Annotated in this window: 19 protein-coding genes; 8 read left to right on the top strand and 11 right to left on the bottom strand. The window is 51.7% G+C overall.

Features of this window, described 5'->3' with window-relative positions; all coding sequences use genetic code 11:
• Nucleotides 1–36 precede the first annotated feature (36 nt).
• From ADJ24_RS21655 to ADJ24_RS21645, 3 genes are all read left to right on the top strand, one after another.
• Nucleotides 37–777: a response regulator gene (locus tag ADJ24_RS21655; protein WP_023311803.1), complete on the top strand. Its 741-nt coding sequence runs from the start codon at nt 37–39 to the stop codon at nt 775–777.
• Nucleotides 774–2,072 (top strand): ATP-binding protein, encoded by a 1,299-nt coding sequence (locus tag ADJ24_RS21650; protein WP_023311804.1) that lies wholly within the window; start codon nt 774–776, stop codon nt 2,070–2,072. The genes ADJ24_RS21655 and ADJ24_RS21650 overlap by 4 nt, the downstream gene beginning before the upstream one ends.
• Before the next feature lie 135 nt (nt 2,073–2,207).
• Nucleotides 2,208–3,398: a cytochrome c biogenesis protein/redoxin gene (locus ADJ24_RS21645; RefSeq protein ID WP_023311805.1), complete on the top strand. Its 1,191-nt coding sequence runs from the start codon at nt 2,208–2,210 to the stop codon at nt 3,396–3,398.
• 4 nt (nt 3,399–3,402) lie between these two features.
• Here the strand turns inward: ADJ24_RS21645 and tam are convergent, their stop codons facing one another.
• On the bottom strand, nt 3,403–4,161 hold the full coding sequence (gene tam, locus ADJ24_RS21640; protein WP_023311806.1) for a trans-aconitate 2-methyltransferase: 759 nt from the start codon (nt 4,159–4,161) through the stop codon (nt 3,403–3,405).
• 383 nt (nt 4,162–4,544) lie between these two features.
• On the opposite strand from tam, the gene ADJ24_RS21635 reads away from it, so the two are divergent.
• A complete protein-coding gene (locus ADJ24_RS21635; RefSeq protein ID WP_023311807.1) occupies nt 4,545–5,183 on the top strand; it encodes an acyl-homoserine-lactone synthase in 639 nt (212 codons plus the stop codon).
• Nucleotides 5,184–5,197: 14 nt separating this feature from the next.
• On the opposite strand, the gene ADJ24_RS21630 is transcribed toward ADJ24_RS21635, so the two are convergent.
• Both ADJ24_RS21630 and ADJ24_RS21625 read right to left on the bottom strand, forming a co-directional pair.
• Nucleotides 5,198–5,890, bottom strand: coding sequence for a helix-turn-helix transcriptional regulator (locus ADJ24_RS21630; protein ID WP_023311808.1), 693 nt, complete (start codon nt 5,888–5,890; stop codon nt 5,198–5,200).
• A gap of 302 nt (nt 5,891–6,192) precedes the next feature.
• Nucleotides 6,193–6,777: an NUDIX domain-containing protein gene (locus ADJ24_RS21625; protein ID WP_023311809.1), complete on the bottom strand. Its 585-nt coding sequence runs from the start codon at nt 6,775–6,777 to the stop codon at nt 6,193–6,195.
• 86 nt (nt 6,778–6,863) lie between these two features.
• Between ADJ24_RS21625 and ADJ24_RS21620 the strand changes: the two genes are divergently transcribed.
• Nucleotides 6,864–7,637 (top strand): DeoR/GlpR family DNA-binding transcription regulator, encoded by a 774-nt coding sequence (locus ADJ24_RS21620; protein WP_023311810.1) that lies wholly within the window; start codon nt 6,864–6,866, stop codon nt 7,635–7,637.
• Between the two features lie 38 nt (nt 7,638–7,675).
• Here ADJ24_RS21620 and ADJ24_RS21615 read toward each other — a convergent pair whose 3' ends face one another.
• The 4 genes from ADJ24_RS21615 to ADJ24_RS21600 all read right to left on the bottom strand — a co-directional run bounded on the left by ADJ24_RS21615 (nt 7,676) and on the right by ADJ24_RS21600 (nt 9,556).
• Nucleotides 7,676–8,038 (bottom strand): DUF4406 domain-containing protein, encoded by a 363-nt coding sequence (locus ADJ24_RS21615; protein ID WP_023311811.1) that lies wholly within the window; start codon nt 8,036–8,038, stop codon nt 7,676–7,678.
• Between the two features lie 149 nt (nt 8,039–8,187).
• Nucleotides 8,188–8,559: a VOC family protein gene (locus tag ADJ24_RS21610; protein WP_023311812.1), complete on the bottom strand. Its 372-nt coding sequence runs from the start codon at nt 8,557–8,559 to the stop codon at nt 8,188–8,190.
• Between the two features lie 87 nt (nt 8,560–8,646).
• Nucleotides 8,647–9,075 (bottom strand): DUF4354 family protein, encoded by a 429-nt coding sequence (locus tag ADJ24_RS21605; RefSeq protein ID WP_023311813.1) that lies wholly within the window; start codon nt 9,073–9,075, stop codon nt 8,647–8,649.
• A 37-nt stretch (nt 9,076–9,112) separates the two neighbouring features.
• Complete coding sequence (locus ADJ24_RS21600) at nt 9,113–9,556, bottom strand: PACE efflux transporter (RefSeq protein WP_023311814.1); 444 nt, start codon at nt 9,554–9,556, stop codon at nt 9,113–9,115.
• A gap of 784 nt (nt 9,557–10,340) precedes the next feature.
• On the opposite strand from ADJ24_RS21600, the gene ADJ24_RS21595 reads away from it, so the two are divergent.
• A complete protein-coding gene (locus ADJ24_RS21595; protein ID WP_000927306.1) occupies nt 10,341–11,819 on the top strand; it encodes a SulP family inorganic anion transporter in 1,479 nt (492 codons plus the stop codon).
• Nucleotides 11,820–11,837: 18 nt separating this feature from the next.
• Nucleotides 11,838–12,665, top strand: coding sequence for a universal stress protein (locus tag ADJ24_RS21590; protein ID WP_001066652.1), 828 nt, complete (start codon nt 11,838–11,840; stop codon nt 12,663–12,665).
• Nucleotides 12,666–12,724: 59 nt separating this feature from the next.
• Here ADJ24_RS21590 and arsC read toward each other — a convergent pair whose 3' ends face one another.
• Genes arsC through ADJ24_RS21575 form a run of 3 tightly spaced genes read right to left on the bottom strand, consistent with a single transcriptional unit; the run spans nt 12,725 to nt 14,818 of the window.
• A complete protein-coding gene (gene arsC, locus ADJ24_RS21585) occupies nt 12,725–13,150 on the bottom strand; it encodes a glutaredoxin-dependent arsenate reductase (protein WP_000065802.1) in 426 nt (141 codons plus the stop codon).
• A 12-nt stretch (nt 13,151–13,162) separates the two neighbouring features.
• Nucleotides 13,163–14,452, bottom strand: coding sequence for an arsenic transporter (locus tag ADJ24_RS21580; protein ID WP_000922628.1), 1,290 nt, complete (start codon nt 14,450–14,452; stop codon nt 13,163–13,165).
• A 45-nt stretch (nt 14,453–14,497) separates the two neighbouring features.
• Nucleotides 14,498–14,818, bottom strand: a complete 321-nt coding sequence (locus ADJ24_RS21575) for a transcriptional regulator (RefSeq protein ID WP_000941305.1) — start codon at nt 14,816–14,818, stop codon at nt 14,498–14,500.
• Nucleotides 14,819–14,904: 86 nt separating this feature from the next.
• On the opposite strand from ADJ24_RS21575, the gene arsH reads away from it, so the two are divergent.
• The gene (arsH, locus tag ADJ24_RS21570) at nt 14,905–15,609 is read left to right on the top strand and encodes an arsenical resistance protein ArsH (protein WP_000130816.1); all 705 of its coding nucleotides are present in this window, start codon (nt 14,905–14,907) and stop codon (nt 15,607–15,609) included.
• Nucleotides 15,610–15,641: 32 nt separating this feature from the next.
• On the opposite strand, the gene ADJ24_RS21565 is transcribed toward arsH, so the two are convergent.
• On the bottom strand, nt 15,642–17,045 hold the full coding sequence (locus ADJ24_RS21565) for an ISNCY family transposase (protein ID WP_000125668.1): 1,404 nt from the start codon (nt 17,043–17,045) through the stop codon (nt 15,642–15,644).
• Between the last annotated feature and the right edge of the window lie 75 nt (nt 17,046–17,120).

Below are 17,120 nucleotides of genomic sequence, written 5' to 3'. Positions count from 1 at the left end.
ATTTTCAGTACGTTAACCTTCGGTCTGGAGATTTCGGTGGAGCATATTGATCATATCCTTGTCGTCGATGACGACAGGGATATTCGTGAACTAATTGTCGATTATCTCGGTAAGTCTGGCTATCGCGCGACGGGCGCGGCCAACGGTAAAGAGATGCGCGTCGTGCTGGATAAACAGCATATCGACCTGGTGGTGCTGGATGTCATGATGCCCGGCGACGACGGCCTTACGCTGTGTCGAGAGCTACGCGTCGGGAAATATAAAGATCTGCCCATCCTGATGCTGACGGCCCGCAATGAGGAGACGGACAGGATCCTGGGTCTGGAGATGGGCGCGGATGACTACGTGGTGAAGCCGTTTGTCGCCCGCGAACTGCTGGCGCGTATCAAAGCGATTTTACGACGTTTTCGCACGATGCCGCCCAATCTGCAGGTGACAGAAGCCGGGCGGCTGGTGATGTTCGGTGAATGGCAGCTTGATACCGTCGCCCGCCACTTAATCGATCCGGAAGGGGTGATCGTCGCGCTCAGCGGGGCGGAGTATCGCCTGCTGCGCGTTTTCCTTGACCATCCTCAGCGGGTGCTGACCCGCGATCAGCTGCTCAACCTCACGCAGGGTCGCGACGCCGAGCTGTTTGAACGTTCTATCGACCTGCTGGTTAGCCGGGTCCGTCAGCGCCTGAACGAAGATGCCCGCACGCCCGCCTATATCAAGACCGTGCGCAGCGAAGGCTACGTTTTTACGATGCCGGTCACCATCAAAGAGGCTAACGAATGAGGTTCTGGCCACGCTCGCTGCTTGCCCGCTTGCTGCTCGTCGTGCTGTCCGGCCTGCTGCTGGCCAACGCCCTGAGCCTGACGCTGGTCATGATTGAACGAATGCACAGCGCCAGAACGGTGATGCTCGGTAATCTGGAAAACGACGTCGCAACCAGCGTCGCCATTTTAGACCGCTTACCGGCCAGCGAACGCGCGGCCTGGCTTCCGCGCCTCCAACGGGGTAACTATCGCTATATTCTGGGACCGGGAGAGCCCGGCAACGCGCCGACGGATAGGCGTTCGCAGGACGCCATCCGAACCTTAAAAGCGACGCTCGCGACACAGTACCCGCTCAGCTTCACCGCCGTCCCTGGTGCCGTTTCACACATCCAGGCGCATCTGACGCTGCGCGACGGCGCGCCGCTGACCATTGACCTGATCCCGCGCATGCCGCCGGTCGCCAGCTGGTTGCCCGTAGTGCTGATCCTGCAGCTGCTGCTGCTGGCTGCGTGCGCCTGGATTGCCGTGCGGCAGGTGGTGCGGCCTTTTTCACAATTTACCCGCGCGGTGGATTCGCTGGATCCGGCGGCCAGCACGCCAATGACGGAGAAAGGTCCGCTTGAGGTGCAGCGTGCAGCGCATGCCTTCAACGCAATGCAGGCACGCATTCAGTCTTATCTCAGGGAGCGCGCGCAGATCCTGGCCTCCATTTCTCACGATCTCCAGACCCCGATTACCCGCATGAAGCTCCGTGTCGAAATGGCAGGGGAACCAGAACTTCGCGACAAGCTTCTGAACGACCTTGATAACATGACGCGTCTGGTGCGGGAGGGGATTGCGTATGCCCGGTCATCAGAATCGCTGGAAGAGACCCCGCTGAAGCTGGAGCTAAACGCCTGGGTCAACAGCATCGCCTGCGATTATCAGGACATCGGTAAAAACGTGCAGTTTCAGGCAAGCGATGCCCGCCTGCCAATCGTTACGCGTCCCCAGGCGCTCCGCCGGGTGATGACTAACCTGCTGGATAACGCGCTCAAATTCGGCGAACGCGCTGTAATAGCCATCGATGATTCGTCTGACCGGGAGGTGGTTATCCACATCACGGACGACGGGCCGGGGATCCCTGAAGCCGAGCTTGAGGCGGTTTTACAGCCGTTCTACCGGGTGGAAACATCGCGCAACCGCGATACCGGCGGAACAGGACTCGGACTGGCGATTGCCGCGCAGCTCACCGCTCAGCTTGAAGGAAAGCTCAACCTGACGAACCGGGCCGGAGGCGGACTGGATGTCTCCATTACGCTACCGCGCCGTTAATTGTACGGCTTTGTATCTCCCGGCCTGGGTGATACAGAGTCAGACAAAACCTGCTTTTTTACACATATCCTGAACACATCCGCACGATGAAATAGCCTCACTGCAGCGTCGCAGGACTTGTATTGTGAGGTGTCTATGTTTCTGGTAATCGCTTTTCTGGGCGGGATGATAAGCCTGCTCAGCCCATGTACTCTCCCGGTTATTCCGCTCCTGTTCGCCGGTTTTCAGGGACAGCGACGACATATTCTGGCCCTGCTCGCGGGGATGATCGTGATGTTCACCCTGGTGGCGATGGCCGTCACCGTCGCCAGCGAGTGGATCGCAGAGGCAACCATCGTCGGGCGCTGGATCGCTCTAGTCATTCTGGCCACGGCCGCGCTGGCCTTAATTTTTCCGTCATTCGCCCAGCGTATTGCGGGTCCGGCCGTCAGCGCGGGAAATGTCCTGAACACCCGAAGCGGGCAAACGCGCGGTATGGTATCGGCTTTTCTGGCCGGGCTCGCGGTGGGGCTGCTCTGGTCTCCCTGCGCCGGTCCCATACTGGGCGCCATTTTCAGCATTAATATCGCGGGCCATTCGGCCATTACGACGGGCGCGCTGCTGGCGGCCTACGGCATCGGATGCGCGCTGATGCTGAGCCTGCTCGTTTTCGGCGGCCGCACGCTGATTGCGCCGTTAAGAGCAAAATCGGCGCTGATGGAAAGGCTGCGGCAGGGGGCTGGCGTGGCGATGCTGGCGGCAGTCGTATTTAACGCGACAGGAATGACTTCGCTTCTGAAAGGAGCAAATGGCGTTGCGGATCGTCTGGAGACAACACTTTTGACGCTGGCGAAACCCACAGCCGCGCCGGTGAAGCTCCGGCCGGTCGTGATGACAGAGCCCAGCAGCCAGCTGCCTTCGTTAAGCGGGGGAACAGGGTGGATAAACGGTGACCCTGTCACGTCTGAATCTCTGCGAGGGAAGGTGGTATTAATTGATTTCTGGACGTGGGATTGCATTAACTGCCAGCATACGCTTCCCCATGTGAAAGACTGGGCCACGAAGTATCAGTCTCAGGGGCTGGTCGTGATTGGGGTTCACACGCCGGAATATCCCTGGGAAAAGCCGCTTTCGTCGGTAAAAACCGCGGTGGAGAAATGGCAGCTGCCGTATCGGGTGGTGACGGATAACAACTATAAAATCTGGAACGCTTTCGGGAACCAGTACTGGCCAGCGCATTACTATTTCGATGCCAAAGGCCAGCTACGCTATACCGCCTTTGGCGAAGGAGATTATGCGCAGCAGGAAAAGATCATTCAGCAGCTGCTGAAAGAAGCCAGGTCATAACCCGTCAGGGCTGGCGTTGCGCCACGATAAATAGCCGCGGAAAAGCGAGCAGTATCTGCCCATTTTCCTGGAGCGGATACTGCTCTTCCAGCAGTTCATGGTAGCGTTTCAGGAAACGTTTCTGCTCGCTCTCGTTCAGTTCCTGGAGCCACGGACGCAAGCCGGTGGCACTTACCCAGTCAATAATGGCCTGGTGCGAGCTCATTTTATGGAAATAGGTTGTCCGCCAGATATCCACGTCACAGCCCGCCTCCGACAAGATGTCGTAATAGGCATGCACACCCGGGAGAGGTTCACGGCCGCGGTCAGGGTAGTCTTGCTCCAGCGCCACTTCACGCATCGCTACGTGAGTGGGTTCAAGCCAGTTGTCAGGCATCTGGATCGCTAATACGCCGTTAAGCGTGAGCAAAGAAACGAGATGAGGAAGGAGATCGTAGTGGTCAGGAACCCACTGCAGCGAAGCGTTGGCATAAATCAGGCTCAGCGGCTGGCCAGGCTTGTACTGGCGGATATCGGTCTCTACAAAATGGCAGCCAGGCAATGCGGCTCTTGCTTCCTCGAGCATTGCAGGGGAGTTGTCGACCCCGGTAATGTGCGCCGAAGGCCAGCGATGCTTCAACAGCGCGGTGCTGTTTCCCGGCCCGCAGCCTAAATCAGCGATGGTGGAGACCTCATCCAGAGGAATTCTGGCGAGCAGTTCTGCGGCAGGACGCGTTCTTTCCGCGCCGTATTGCAGGTAAAGAGAAGGATTCCAGTCGGCCATTTTGGTTCTCCGTTTAGCATGCTTCTGCAAGAGTAGCACAGCAGTAAGAACAGAGATAATAGGGAAAAAATAAGAAAAAGGGAATATTACCCCTTAAATTCTTAAGGGGCAATACTTTAATTGTAATTATTTTATAATTATCGTTTTTTAATATTTTATCGGCTAAGTGCTTCTTACGCTCTGTACCCGAAACTATAAATATTAGATAATCATGAATGGATATATCCCTGGTGTTTCGTAGGTCTTTGACCTCCTGGCCACTGAGTTTCACGAGGACTTAGTGGCCGGGTACTTTTCAAGTATAAGGAATACCATGCACAATGAAAGCTGTCCTAAAAGACAGGGGATAATAGTTTCAGGTGTTATTATCAGGAATAAGAGCAATGAATTCTGTTATTGAGTTTTTTTTGCATGATTACGATGATTTACCGTCAGCATTAGCCCGCGAACTCTTCCGACTCAGGAGAAAAACCTTTCGGGACCGACTCGACTGGAAAGTTGAATGCGTTGAAGATATGGAAAAGGATCAATTTGACAACCCAAACACGACATACTTGTTGGGTATGTATGAGGGAGAGTTGATATGCGGCGCGCGATTCATTAACTCGACGCATCCGACAATGATAAGTGAAATTTTTCACAATTATTTTGCCGAAACCATTATTTTACCGACAGATGTTCCCTGTTGTGAAATTAGCCGTTTATTTTTAGATAAAGAAAGACGAGACTCCTCAAGTCTGCAGGGCGTGCCCGCCAGTAAGGCATTGTTTCTTGCGATGAATATTTATTGCATTAAGAATAAGTATCATGGAATGTACGCAGTAGTCAGTCGTGGTATGTATGCCATTTTTCGCCATGCAAACTGGAAAGTTGAAGTTATTCAACGCGGCTTGTCTGAAAAAGGGGAGGTTATTTACTATATATTTATGCCTGCCAGTATCAACATTATTGAAGACATTATTAGCAAAGATAAATCCAGTCACTGGCTTCGCGAAATGCTGGAGCATTTACGCCACTTATAACCAGTGGCTGAGGCTCAGTCGTCCAGTAATCGTAGTTCTGTTCCAAGTTTAATTGCGTGTCTGGCATTATTCACACCGAGTTTTTTCATTACATTCCCCATATGGAATTTAACGGTGCGTTCAGCAATAGACAAAATAACAGAAATTTCTGCGTAGGTTTTCCCGGCGCTGACCCATTTAAGGATTTGTCTCTCACGTGGCGACAGAAAAACATTCTTTTTCTGTTGATGCTGGCTATAGAGATTGAGTGTCTTCTGATGCAGTTGAACAAGGAAGCTTAGAAATTGTGGCCGATATTTTTCTATATCAATACCAGAATGCTTAGGACTGATGACGGATAAGACGACAAGATTATTCAGATAGTCATGCAGAGGGAACGTCTGCCCCTGGTAGATATCATACTGGACGCTTTCGTTGAAAATGCGCGTCAGGTTATAACCATCAGACAGGATGACATCACTTTCCCAGAAAAAATCTTCAACACAGCGCAAAGCCCGAATGATAACAGGGTCAATGAACTGATATTTCCTGTCGAGGTAGATATCAAACCACTCGGGGCTGTTATTGATTATCCGCATCTGTGAAGGATCTTTCTTGTTCATAATGGCGTAGGCGAAGACGATCCCTTTGAAATCCTCAAAAAACGCGTCCAGCTCACTCTGAATTAGCGTATTGATCGCTATGTCGTTGTAATATGTATCCTTCACGTGAGTTGCTTGCCTCCTGTTCGAGTGGAGGAGCAAGTATAATATGCTTCGTTATCTGTAGCGAGTCGCATTTTAATCCAGCCAACAGATAAGACAGGCTACCTCAACTGGTAGCCTGGCCAACGTGTGGCATTTCTAATGGTAAATGCAGATGACTCGGCGAATTTTAGAAGATTTTGTCAAATCCCGAAATAGTTCACTAAATATAGTAGGCTGCAAAATTTAGGAGGTTTTCCGCTTTACATTTGAGTAATGAACAAGCGTACCGACCCAGATTCAAATTCAGGATTTTAGCCCGCGGTCTACATAATGCCTTTAAGAGCAATATGATAAAGCAGCATGATGGTTTTACCGTCGGCAATCTTGCCTGTTTCAATGCCGCGTAATGCCTCTTCGAGTGTCATTTCCAGCACGTCGATATCTTCTCCCTCAGCCTTGATCCCGCCGCCTGCGCCGGTTCTGTCTTGCGGCTGGTACTCGGCAAGATAAAAATAAAGTTTTTCGGTGACGGAGCCCGGGCTCATATAGGCTTCAAAGATTTTCTGCACGCTCGAAACCTGAAACCCTGTCTCTTCTTCCGCCTCTGCTTTTATGCGGCTTTCGGGATCCATGTTGTCCAGCAGTCCCGCCGCGGCTTCGATTAAATCGTCCTCATGGCCGTTGATAAAGACAGGGAAGCGGAACTGGCGGGTCAGGATCACCGTTTTTTTCTCACGGTTGTAGAGAAGAATAGTCGCGCCGTTGCCACGGTCGTAGACCTCTCGTTGCTGTCGTTGCCATTCGCCGTCACGGCGCTGCAGGTCGAAGGTGTACTTTTTAAGGTTGTACCAGTTATCTGACAGGGTTTCACTGTCAATGATGCGCACATCTGCACGTTTTGATTGCACGTTTGTTCCTCCTTACGTAGAGTAATTATCATAAACAGCATTATCGTGCATTTTCAAGATAAAACATGCAATATCAGGAATTCATGATGCTTACCAGTCAGCGAAAACAATTGATCCTCGAAAAGCTCGGCACCGAAGGCCAGGTCCAGTCAAAAGCGCTCAGCATGTTCTTTGATGTCTCTGAAGACACCATCAGGCGTGATTTGCGCGAGCTGGCGGCAGAAGGGCGTTTGCAGCGCGTTCACGGCGGCGCGCTGCCGTCATCTTCTGCTATTGCTCCCTTTGCCGAACGGCAATCCGTGAAAATGGATGCGAAAAAACGGGTAGCCCGCAAAGGCGCGCAGCTGATTTCATCAGGCCAGGTGGTGATCGTTGACGGTGGCACGACTACTTCGGAGCTGATTACGTTTTTCCCTCCTGATCTGCGCATCACGGTGGTTACGCACAGTCCGAGCATCGCCCTGGGGCTTGTGGATCATCCGTCCATCGAGGTGATTCTGATTGGCGGTCGCTTGTATAAGCACTCGATTGTTGCGGTCGGCGCAGCGGCCATCGAAGGCATCGAAAATATTCATGCAGATCTGTTCTTTATGGGCGTGACCGGGATCCATCCTGAGGCGGGGCTGACAACCGGCGATTTCGAAGAAGCGTGCATCAAACGTGCATTTTCCGGCAGAGCCGCCGAGACGGTTGTGCTGGCTTCTCCGGAAAAGATCAACACAGCCTCTTCGTTTGTGATTGGCGATGTGTCATCGGTGAATACCATCGTCGTGGAAGACAATACCGATAAGGAGTGGATCCGCGCGGTATCGGAAAAGGGAGTCTCCGTCGTGTTGACCTCAGAGAGTGACACTCTCTGATAGCCAGCCTGTGCTCACAGGCTGGCTGGCGGACTGCCTTAAGCCTCAGGAATGTTCTCAAGTGCGGTATAAACCTTCAGGCCATATTTGCGGGCAACCTCAATGTCCATATCGGCACCTTTAGACGGACCGGCAATACGATAAATGGCATCACATTTAGCTATTAGCCGGTGAGCAACGGGGTACAGCATCGCTTCACTGATTTCATCACCAACCGCTTTCGATCCTGCGGCTTTTGCCAACGGCAAAGCCAGCCATTCGCCAATGACCGGGATGTGACCCCGCTGGTAAACGGCTAGTGCTGCGCTTTCGAGACGCGCCAGATTCTCATCAATACGTGCCTGAACGCCTTCGGTTCCGCTGCGATAGGGGCCGGCAATTAAAATTAGTTGTTGTGCCATAGGTACCTCTGTCAGTGTTATTGCATGAAGTTGCACGTTTACTACCGATACCATACGGGATTGTGGCCGCGTTATGAAACAATTTCGTGCATTATCGTGCAAAAAGATGCATGACAGATCATTTAATCGCTTCTGAGAGAAGGGCTGAGCTACAGACTTTCCGGCGCATGGCACACCGCCTCGATATTATGGCCATCAGGCGAAATGACAAACGCGGCATAGTAATTTTCACCGTATGACCTCAACCCCGGCCCGCCGTTATCACGTCCGCCGGCGCGCAGGGCGGCATGGTAAAATGCATCGACCTGCTGGCGCGTGTCGGCCACAAACGCCAGATGCAGAGGAGCAGGTTTATCATTTGTCTGAAAAAGACAAAGCGAAACGTCGCCTGAACTCATTTCGACACCGTAGTCTGGCGTGCCTTCATCAATGAGTTCTACACCAAGCGGCTTAAGCGCATGGAGGAAGAAGGTTTTACTTTTTTCATAATCACTGACGCCGAATTTCACATGATCGAACATGGTTCCTTCCTTTATGAGATGGAGAGATAACCAGTATAGAAGGAGAGTGGGGCGAACATACGAAAGAACGTGTCAATGAGACAGTCATCAATTTATGCAGTCTTTTCCGATGCCGAAGCGGACAAATGGCATATTTAAAACGTCAGGGTTTGAGCTGGAAAAATAGACCAATCCGGTTCTGTTGTCCCGTGGGTTGTATTTTTTCAACATCTCAAGCTCAATGCCGGTGCTCATAAATGTTTTTCCGTTTTTATCAAACAGGAAGAAACACATCTTATTATCTTTGCCCGGCTCAATACTTTTACCCGACGCGTTATCAAGCGTAACTTTATAGCTGACCATATATTTTGCTTCGCCCGTTGTACTGTCCCATTGGCTTCCCTGAGACTCTTTTTGAGCGAAAATGGTTATCCCGTTGAGCTTGTCGTCATGGCTCTCTTTCTGAGCGGCCAGAGCCGTCCCGGCGGCGGACACCGCTAACGCAAGACAAATTCCTTTAGTCAGGAGACTTCGCATTTTTCTTCCTCTTCATTTTTTACATTGATTCACTTAGCTATAACGCCGAACGCTTTCGTCCAACGAACGTCCAGCGCAGGTAGTCGTAAAGCCAGTTAAACAGCATCGTATAGGGCAGGAAAAACAGCACCAGACCAATCTCAACAAAAAATGCCTCAGCCACGGTCAGGTTCAGCATAACCATTGCCACAGGGATTAAGGAGATGATAAGTCCCGTTTCAAAACCAACCGCATGGATTGCGCGAACGAGAAATGTGCGCTGAAACTGATGTTTTTTCTGCAGGGAGTCAAAGAGCTTATTAAAAATAAAATTCCAGACCGTGGCGGTAAGGGCGGATATCACGGACAACGAGCCTGACTGGAGTACCGACACGTTCATCAGCCAGGCGAGAGACAGCGCGATGATAACGTTGGCCGTCACTTCAAAAATGACAGCATGGAAAACTCTCTCTTTAACACTCTTATTTAATTCAATTTCCATTTGCTTACGGCAGCGTTTTTCAAAAGCTGAAGTATATCAGATGTCTTTCAACCTTTTCTAAACGTGCAGGTTATGTTAAATACACCCCAGGCCTGCTAATGTAGAACGCACGGCCTCGGTAAGGGGGGTCTGCGGTTCATGACCTAAAAAGGCGATCAGTTTTGAATTATCCATCTCTATTGCCTGCTCCCAGAGATAGCGTATCTCCCTGAGGGTTTACAGGCTTATATCAACAGGGCAAAACGGTAAGTCATGCACTGTGAGACGATCAGCGTGATGATAGCAGCACGTGAGAAGACACACTCAGAGGTCATTAGCATTCAGGCCAACGCCCAACGATGCCCATAAAATGCCAGATTCCTTCTGTTCTCATATTTGTCAAAGCTAAGTAGAGATGTCCGGGGTGGGGCAAAGTTCAAATGTCCTTTGATAATATTGAATTCCTGGATAAAAATCGCATCTTAACCTCTTCGTTTGAGTACCTTGTTGGGTTGACCCCGTATTCGCTTTATTTGTAGTATTGGGCTGCTTTGAAGTGTTTCATGTTCAAACGCGACGTGTTCTGTAAGTTCTTCCTGACAACAGAGCCGACAATATATACACATCCGCTATGGAGAATCTGACAACCGCTATGCGTATTACGCCACCCTGAGTTTTTCCTTCCTCTGTCGTACTGAGCAAGCCTCAGCACGCACTCAATAACATCCCGTCTGCGGATGTGCTTTACCGTACGTAAAAATGTAGCCCTCCAGGGCTGACTGTATCTAAAAACTGAGAAATTACTATGTTGCTGTCCTCGACGCGTAAGGACTGGCTGGGTAACGTCCGTGGTGACGTTCTGGCCGGTATTGTTGTCGCGCTCGCACTCATTCCAGAAGCGATCGCCTTTTCCATTATCGCCGGTGTTGATCCCCAGGTGGGCCTCTACTCGGCGTTCTGTATTCCTCTCGTTATGGCCTTCTTTGGCGGACGTCCGGCGATGATTTCGTCCTCCACCGGTGCAATGGCTCTCCTGATGGTGACGCTGGTGAAAGATCATGGCTTACAGTATTTACTGGCTGCCTCCATACTGACCGGGGTATTCCAGCTGATAGCCGGATATCTGAAGCTTGGCGGGCTGATGCGTTTTGTTTCACGCTCAGTGGTCACGGGGTTTGTTAATGCACTGGCAATACTGATTTTTATGGCCCAGTTGCCTGAGCTGACCAATGTGACATGGCATGTTTATGCCATGACTGCGGCAGGGCTGGGGATCATCTATCTCTTCCCTTATATCAACAAAACCATTCCTTCACCGCTTGTGTGCATCGTGGTGCTGACTGGGATTGCCATGTGGCTGCATCTGGATGTGCGAACCGTCGGGGATATGGGGAAACTTCCCGACAGTCTGCCGGTCTTCCTGCTCCCGGACGTGCCTTTAAATCTTCAGACGCTGCTCATCATCCTGCCATATTCTGCGGGGCTTGCGGTGGTTGGCCTGCTTGAGTCGATGATGACCGCCACTATCGTGGATGACATGACCGACACGCCAAGCGACAAAAACAGGGAGTGCAAAGCTCAGGGCATCGCGAACATCTGCACATCCTTTATCGGAGGAATGGCAGGCTGCGCGATGATTGGGCAATCTGTTATCAACGTAAAATCCGGTGGACGCGGACGACTTTCAACCCTCACGGCGGGCGTGGTGCTGCTTTGCCTGATTGTGTTCCTGCGCAACTGGGTCTCCCAAATTCCGATGGCAGCGCTGGTCGCGGTGATGATTATGGTTTCCATCGGGACATTCTCCTGGCGCTCCATTGCCAACCTGCGGACACACCCCCTTTCAACCAGCGTGGTCATGCTTGCCACCGTCGCGGTTGTGGTGGCAACACATAATCTGGCCTTCGGTGTGCTGACCGGTGTACTGATTGCTTCGCTCAATTTTGCCACTAAAGTATCCCGGTTCATGCGTGTAACCTCAGTTCTGGAGGGGACGAGCCGGACGTATACCGTCACCGGCCAGGTATTCTTTGCATCAGCAGACCGCTTTACGAGCCACTTTGATTTCCGTGAAGCGATTGAGAATGTGGTGATAGACGTTTCACATGCCCATTTCTGGGACATCACGTCCGTCAGCGCCCTGGATAAGGTGGTCATTAAGTTCCGTAGAGAGGGCGCCGGGGTTGAAATACGTGGGATGAATGAAGCCACCCGCACCATCGTTGACCGGTTTGGTGTTCACGATAAACCTGAAGAAGTCGAAAAACTGATGGGCGGTCATTAACAGACTGGAGGGAAAACTATGAATAATACTGTTACAGCCTGTGTGGACGGTTCACTTTCAACGCGGTCAGTGTGTGAATATGCGGCGTGGGCAGCCCGCACTTTGCAATCACAGCTAGCACTGTTGCACGTTATCGAAAAAGACAGCACCCCGGTAGTGTCAGACCTGACCGGCACTCTCGGCATAGACAGTCAGCAATTGCTGACCGATGAGCTGGTAGAAATTGAAGGGCAACGTAATCGCCTGCTGATGGCCCAGGGGAAAGCAATACTGGAAAGTTGTGCTGAACTGCTTCAAAAACAGGGAAGCCCGGATGTGCTTTTGATGCAAAAACACGGTACACCGGATGAAGTTCTGGCAGAGCTGAGCGACCTTCGTCTCATGGTGCTGGGGCGTCGGGGTAGCCAGCATCCGGTAGGCTCTCATCTGGAAAGCGTTATTCGTCTGCAAAAGAAACCCCTACTGGTTGTTCCGGAGAACTACTCAGTGCCTTCCAGAGTCATGCTGGCTTATGATGGCAGTGAAGAAAGCAGGAGTAACCTGGAACGTCTGACGATGAGTCCCTTACTCAGGGGGCTGGAGTGCCACCTTGTCATGGTAAACGGTAAGAAGGAAGAGCTGCTGACCGCACAGCAAATTTTACGTGACGCGGATATAGAAAACAGCACAACACATCTTACCGGGCAATCAGTCGGGGACGCGCTTATTCGTTACGCCGAGGAAAATGCTGTCGATCTGATAGTGATGGGGGCCTACGGTCATTCCAGGTTGCGGCAGTTCTTTATCGGTAGTCATACCTCCGAAATGCTGCAAAAGACGCAACAACCGCTTCTTATCCTCCGTTAGCACTGATTATCTTAAATAAAAAAGGGCGAGTTCTCTCGCCCTTCGTCACAAGAACACGTTTAGTTCAGCCGGTTACCTTTTTCATCAACTACCTTCTCACCGTCCTCTTTCGTGAACGCGCTTTTCTGCGCATCGGGAAGAATATCCAGCACGACTTCAGAAGGGCGGCATAGCCGGGTACCCAGCGGCGTTACCACGATAGGGCGATTGATCAGAACAGGGTGCTGCAACATAAAATCGATTAACTGCTCGTCAGTAAAGCGGTCTTCCGCCAGCCCTAACGCTTCAAAAGGTTCGACATTCTTACGCAGCAGCGCTCGTACCGTGATCCCCATATCCGCAATGAGTTTTACCAGCTCAGCTCGTGATGGTGGGGTTTCAAGATAATGAATAACGGTCGGCTCTGTACCGCTGTTGCGGATCATTTCAAGGGTATTGCGTGACGTGCCGCAGGCCGGGTTGTGATAAATGGTAATGTTGCTCATATCAGTATCTCATTACAAAGTGAAAGACAGACGAAGCGCCAGTGCTGCAAGCGTGACAAACAGCACGGGGATTGTCATGACAATGCCCACCCGGAAGTAATATCCCCAGGTAATTTTGATATTTTTCTGCGACAGAACGTGCAGCCACAGTAACGTTGCCAGACTGCCGATAGGGGTAATTTTTGGCCCCAGGTCGCTGCCGATGACGTTGGCGTAAATCATCGCTTCTTTGATAACACCGGTCGCTGTGCTGCCATCAATCGACAGCGCCCCGACCAGCACGGTCGGCATATTGTTCATCACTGATGACAGGAAGGCCGTCAGGAAGCCCGTACCCAGCGTTGCCGCCCACAATCCCTGCTCTGCCAGCTGATTCAGCAAGGAAGAGAGATAGTGGGTCAGACCGGCATTTCGTAAGCCGTAGACCACCAGGTACATCCCCAGCGAGAAGATAACGATTTGCCAGGGCGCACCACGCAGCACCTTACCGGTGTTAATGGCATGCCCTTTTTTCGCAACAGCAAACAGAAGCAATGCACCAGCGGCTGCGACCAAACTGACCGGTACGCCCAGCGGCTCCAGTCCGAAGAATCCCACCAGAAGCAACACCAGAACCAGCCAGCCGGTTTTAAAGGTATTCACATCACGTATAGCGTCTTTCGGTTCTTTCAACAGAGAAACGTCGTAAACGGCGGGAATGTCCTTACGGAAAAACAGATGCAGCATCACCAGCGTAGCCGCAATCGCGGCCAGGTTAACCGGGACCATCACGGCGGCATATTCTGAGAAACCAAGCTTAAAGAAATCCGCCGAGACGATATTCACCAGGTTTGAGACAATCAGTGGCAGGCTTGCCGTGTCAGCGATAAACCCTGCGGCCATGATAAACGCTAAGGTTGCTCCCCGGCTGAATCCCAGCGCCAGCAGCATCGCGATAACGATAGGTGTCAGGATCAGTGCCGCACCGTCGTTGGCAAACAGTGCCGCAACCATCGCACCAAGCAGGACGATCCAGGTGAAGAGCAGCCGCCCCCGGCCATTCCCCCAACGGGCAACGTGCAGCGCGGCCCATTCAAAGAAGCCGGATTCGTCGAGCAGAAGACTGATGATGATCACGGCGATAAAGGTGGCGGTCGCATTCCACACTATCTGCCAGACCACCGGAATATCCCCCAGATGAACGACGCCAGTCAGCAATGCCAGAATTGCGCCCAGTGAGGCACTCCAGCCAATCCCCAGCCCTCTGGGTTGCCAGATAACCAGGACGAGCGTGAATAAAAAGATAGCACCAGCCAGTAACATCAGAAACTCCATTCACATTTGTTTATTCGGATATATATATCGCCATCAGCAGGAGACAGATGCCACGCTACTGAGCTTGTTGCGTATGTTTTCTCGTTCACAGTTCCAGGCTGTATCAATAATACCCGCAGCCCATGCTGGCATGTGTGGCGACAGTCGGTAATGCACCCATTTTCCTTCGCGACGGTCGATGACCAGCTCGGCTTCACGTAAAAGGGCCATATGGCGAGAAATTTTTGGCTGAGACTCTGCGGTTGCCGCACAGATGTCACAGACGCACATTTCACCGGACTCCCTGAGAAGCATCACGATAGTTGAACGGGTCTCGTCGGCGAGCAGTTTAAAAAGCTGAACAGGCTGTAGCATGCTTAACCTCGTAAAAAAATAACAATACATATGGTATTTCATATGTGATAACTTTTAAAGCATAGCTTATGAAATGGAGATTTTTTATGACCGACTTACCAGCAATCGAACCGGCTTATTTTGATGATGCGCTTGCCAGCAAACTTACGGGCAACAACGAAACCATGCCGCGAATTCTCATCCTGTACGGTTCAGTACGAGAGCGGTCCTACAGTCGTTTTGCAGCGGAAGAGGCCGGGCGGTTGCTGGCAAAGATGGGGGCTGAGGTGAAAATATTTAACCCATCCGGTCTGCCGTTACCCGATGATGCGCCCGAAAGTCACCCCAAAGTGCTTGAACTCCGCGAGCTGGTCAGGTGGTGTGACGGAATGGTCTGGAGTTCTCCGGAAAGACATGGCGCCATGAGCTCGGTGATGAAGGCCCAGATTGACTGGATACCCCTGAGTGAAGGTGCTGTTCGTCCTTCCCAGGGTAAAACGCTGGCCGTCATGCAGGTTTGTGGTGGTTCACAGTCGTTTAACACGGTCAATCAGATGCGGATACTTGGCCGCTGGATGCGGATGTTCACCATCCCCAATCAGTCGTCAGTGCCAAAGGCATGGCAGGAATTTGATGATGAAGGGCGCATGAAACCCTCACCCTGGTATGACAGGATTGTCGACGTTACCGAAGAGTTGTTCAAAATGACGTTACTCCTGAAAGGGCACACAGCCTACCTGTCCGACCGCTACAGCGAAAGGAAAGAGAGTCATCAGGAGCTCGCGGCACGGGTCAATCAGGCCAAAATCTGACAGCCAGGCATGCCCGGATGGATTACCGGGCTTTAAATCGGTTTCTTCCCAAATATCTCTTCAGAGCGTGACTGAAGTTTCACCAGGGCATTGAACATATCGTCCTGATCCAGGGAACGCTGGGATTTCTTCGTCGTGGGAGCTTTACGCCTGCGAGAAGGGCCGTCTCCGGATGGTACGGATTGCGACCGGTTATTATCCCGCTCGGCCTGGACCAGCTGCGCCATTTCCAGGGCCCGCCCCAGACGTTTGTTATCCACAATGGCCCCCTGATCGATTTCAGAAAGCTTGTCATAGGTGGAGTAGGGAAGTGATACGCCATTAAGCCGGAGCTCTTTATGTCCATCCGGGTAATGCCAGACATCGATGTATTTACCAATCGCCCGACGACTGAATTCGCTGTCTTCAATCAGATAAAGGACTTTGTCGTATTGCACTGTGAGTGATTTCGACACTTTACGAGCTTCACGCCAGTTAAATACCATATCAAGATCGTCATCGACATCCAGTTCCCGATGAACATCAAACGCCTGGCGAGGCGCTTTTGCGAAACGACGGTTGTAATCGTTCATGAACTCTTCGGCAAATGCGTTCGCAGCTTCCATGGAACTGATGCCCTGGAGCCTGAGCTCCTTGACCAGTCGGTCCTGAAGCGTCAGGTGCGCCCGTTCAACGCGGCCTTTGGCAGCACTGGTTTCTGCACAAATGGTCTGAATGTTCAGTTCATGCATCGCACGGCCAAACTGGGTATCGCCGTCGCCGCCGGTTGCATTTTTATTGTTGATCCTGAATACGCTGGCTTTGTCGCTGTACAGCGCAAGCGGTTTGCCATGTTTTTCAATATAGCCCCGGGTCGCTTCAAAATAGGTGAAAGTAGACTCAGATTTCACGAAAAGAAGCTGCATTAAACGACTGGTTGCGTCATCAACGTAAACCAGTGCCGTACACTTAGGTCCCCGATTTTCAAACCAGTGGTGGTCGCAGCCGTCGATTTGTATGAGTTCACCGGCACAGGCACGGCGGTAACGAGGTTGCTGAATTTTTGGCGCACGTTGCTTACGTGGGACCCACAGACTGGCCTGAGTCATCAGCTTACGGACGGTTTCTTTGGAAAGATGAACACCGTGCACCTCAGACAGTTTTTCACAGGCCAGCGTCGGACCGAAATCGTTATAGCGTTCGCGAATAATGTTCAGCGCGTATGCGGCCAGTCCCTGAGGCAACTGGTTGTTACTGGATTTACCACGACGGCGGCTGGTCATGCCAATCGGACCATCTTCACGATAACGCGCAAGCAGACGACGGCACTGACGGTCGGAGATACCAAGCCGCTGAGCTGCCATTTGTGTTGTCAGACGCCGGTCGATGACATCCTGAATGATTTTGAGTCGGTTAACTTCATCCAATGTGAAAAACTCCGCTGCGAGAGCCGTCATGGTAATCCTTACTTGATTATACACGCCGGACATCTTAACTTAGCCATTATCGGACATTACAACTTTGCTACTACA

Origin of the sequence: Enterobacter sp. 940_PEND (assembly GCF_001059415.1) — a bacterium.
Taxonomy (GTDB): domain Bacteria; phylum Pseudomonadota; class Gammaproteobacteria; order Enterobacterales; family Enterobacteriaceae; genus Enterobacter; species Enterobacter cloacae_M.
The sequence above is the reverse complement of the archived record's forward strand: the minus strand, read 5'-3'. Positions and strand labels throughout refer to the sequence as shown.

What these genes read in the sequence shown, in the direction of transcription:
- tam (WP_023311806.1), bottom strand. Translation starts at nt 4,161, where the DNA reads ATGGCCGACTGGAATCCTTCTCTTTACCTGCAATACGGCGCGGAAAGA.
- ADJ24_RS21620 (WP_023311810.1), top strand. Translation starts at nt 6,864, where the DNA reads ATGCTTACCAGTCAGCGAAAACAATTGATCCTCGAAAAGCTCGGCACC.
- ADJ24_RS21580 (WP_000922628.1), bottom strand. Translation starts at nt 14,452, where the DNA reads ATGTTACTGGCTGGTGCTATCTTTTTATTCACGCTCGTCCTGGTTATC.
- ADJ24_RS21610 (WP_023311812.1), bottom strand. Translation starts at nt 8,559, where the DNA reads ATGTTCGATCATGTGAAATTCGGCGTCAGTGATTATGAAAAAAGTAAA.
- ADJ24_RS21645 (WP_023311805.1), top strand. Translation starts at nt 2,208, where the DNA reads ATGTTTCTGGTAATCGCTTTTCTGGGCGGGATGATAAGCCTGCTCAGC.
- ADJ24_RS21575 (WP_000941305.1), bottom strand. Translation starts at nt 14,818, where the DNA reads ATGCTACAGCCTGTTCAGCTTTTTAAACTGCTCGCCGACGAGACCCGT.
- ADJ24_RS21650 (WP_023311804.1), top strand. Translation starts at nt 774, where the DNA reads ATGAGGTTCTGGCCACGCTCGCTGCTTGCCCGCTTGCTGCTCGTCGTG.
- ADJ24_RS21600 (WP_023311814.1), bottom strand. Translation starts at nt 9,556, where the DNA reads ATGGAAATTGAATTAAATAAGAGTGTTAAAGAGAGAGTTTTCCATGCT.
- ADJ24_RS21565 (WP_000125668.1), bottom strand. Translation starts at nt 17,045, where the DNA reads ATGACGGCTCTCGCAGCGGAGTTTTTCACATTGGATGAAGTTAACCGA.
- ADJ24_RS21635 (WP_023311807.1), top strand. Translation starts at nt 4,545, where the DNA reads ATGAATTCTGTTATTGAGTTTTTTTTGCATGATTACGATGATTTACCG.
- ADJ24_RS21605 (WP_023311813.1), bottom strand. Translation starts at nt 9,075, where the DNA reads ATGCGAAGTCTCCTGACTAAAGGAATTTGTCTTGCGTTAGCGGTGTCC.
- ADJ24_RS21615 (WP_023311811.1), bottom strand. Translation starts at nt 8,038, where the DNA reads ATGGCACAACAACTAATTTTAATTGCCGGCCCCTATCGCAGCGGAACC.
- arsH (WP_000130816.1), top strand. Translation starts at nt 14,905, where the DNA reads ATGACCGACTTACCAGCAATCGAACCGGCTTATTTTGATGATGCGCTT.
- arsC (WP_000065802.1), bottom strand. Translation starts at nt 13,150, where the DNA reads ATGAGCAACATTACCATTTATCACAACCCGGCCTGCGGCACGTCACGC.
- ADJ24_RS21590 (WP_001066652.1), top strand. Translation starts at nt 11,838, where the DNA reads ATGAATAATACTGTTACAGCCTGTGTGGACGGTTCACTTTCAACGCGG.
- ADJ24_RS21595 (WP_000927306.1), top strand. Translation starts at nt 10,341, where the DNA reads ATGTTGCTGTCCTCGACGCGTAAGGACTGGCTGGGTAACGTCCGTGGT.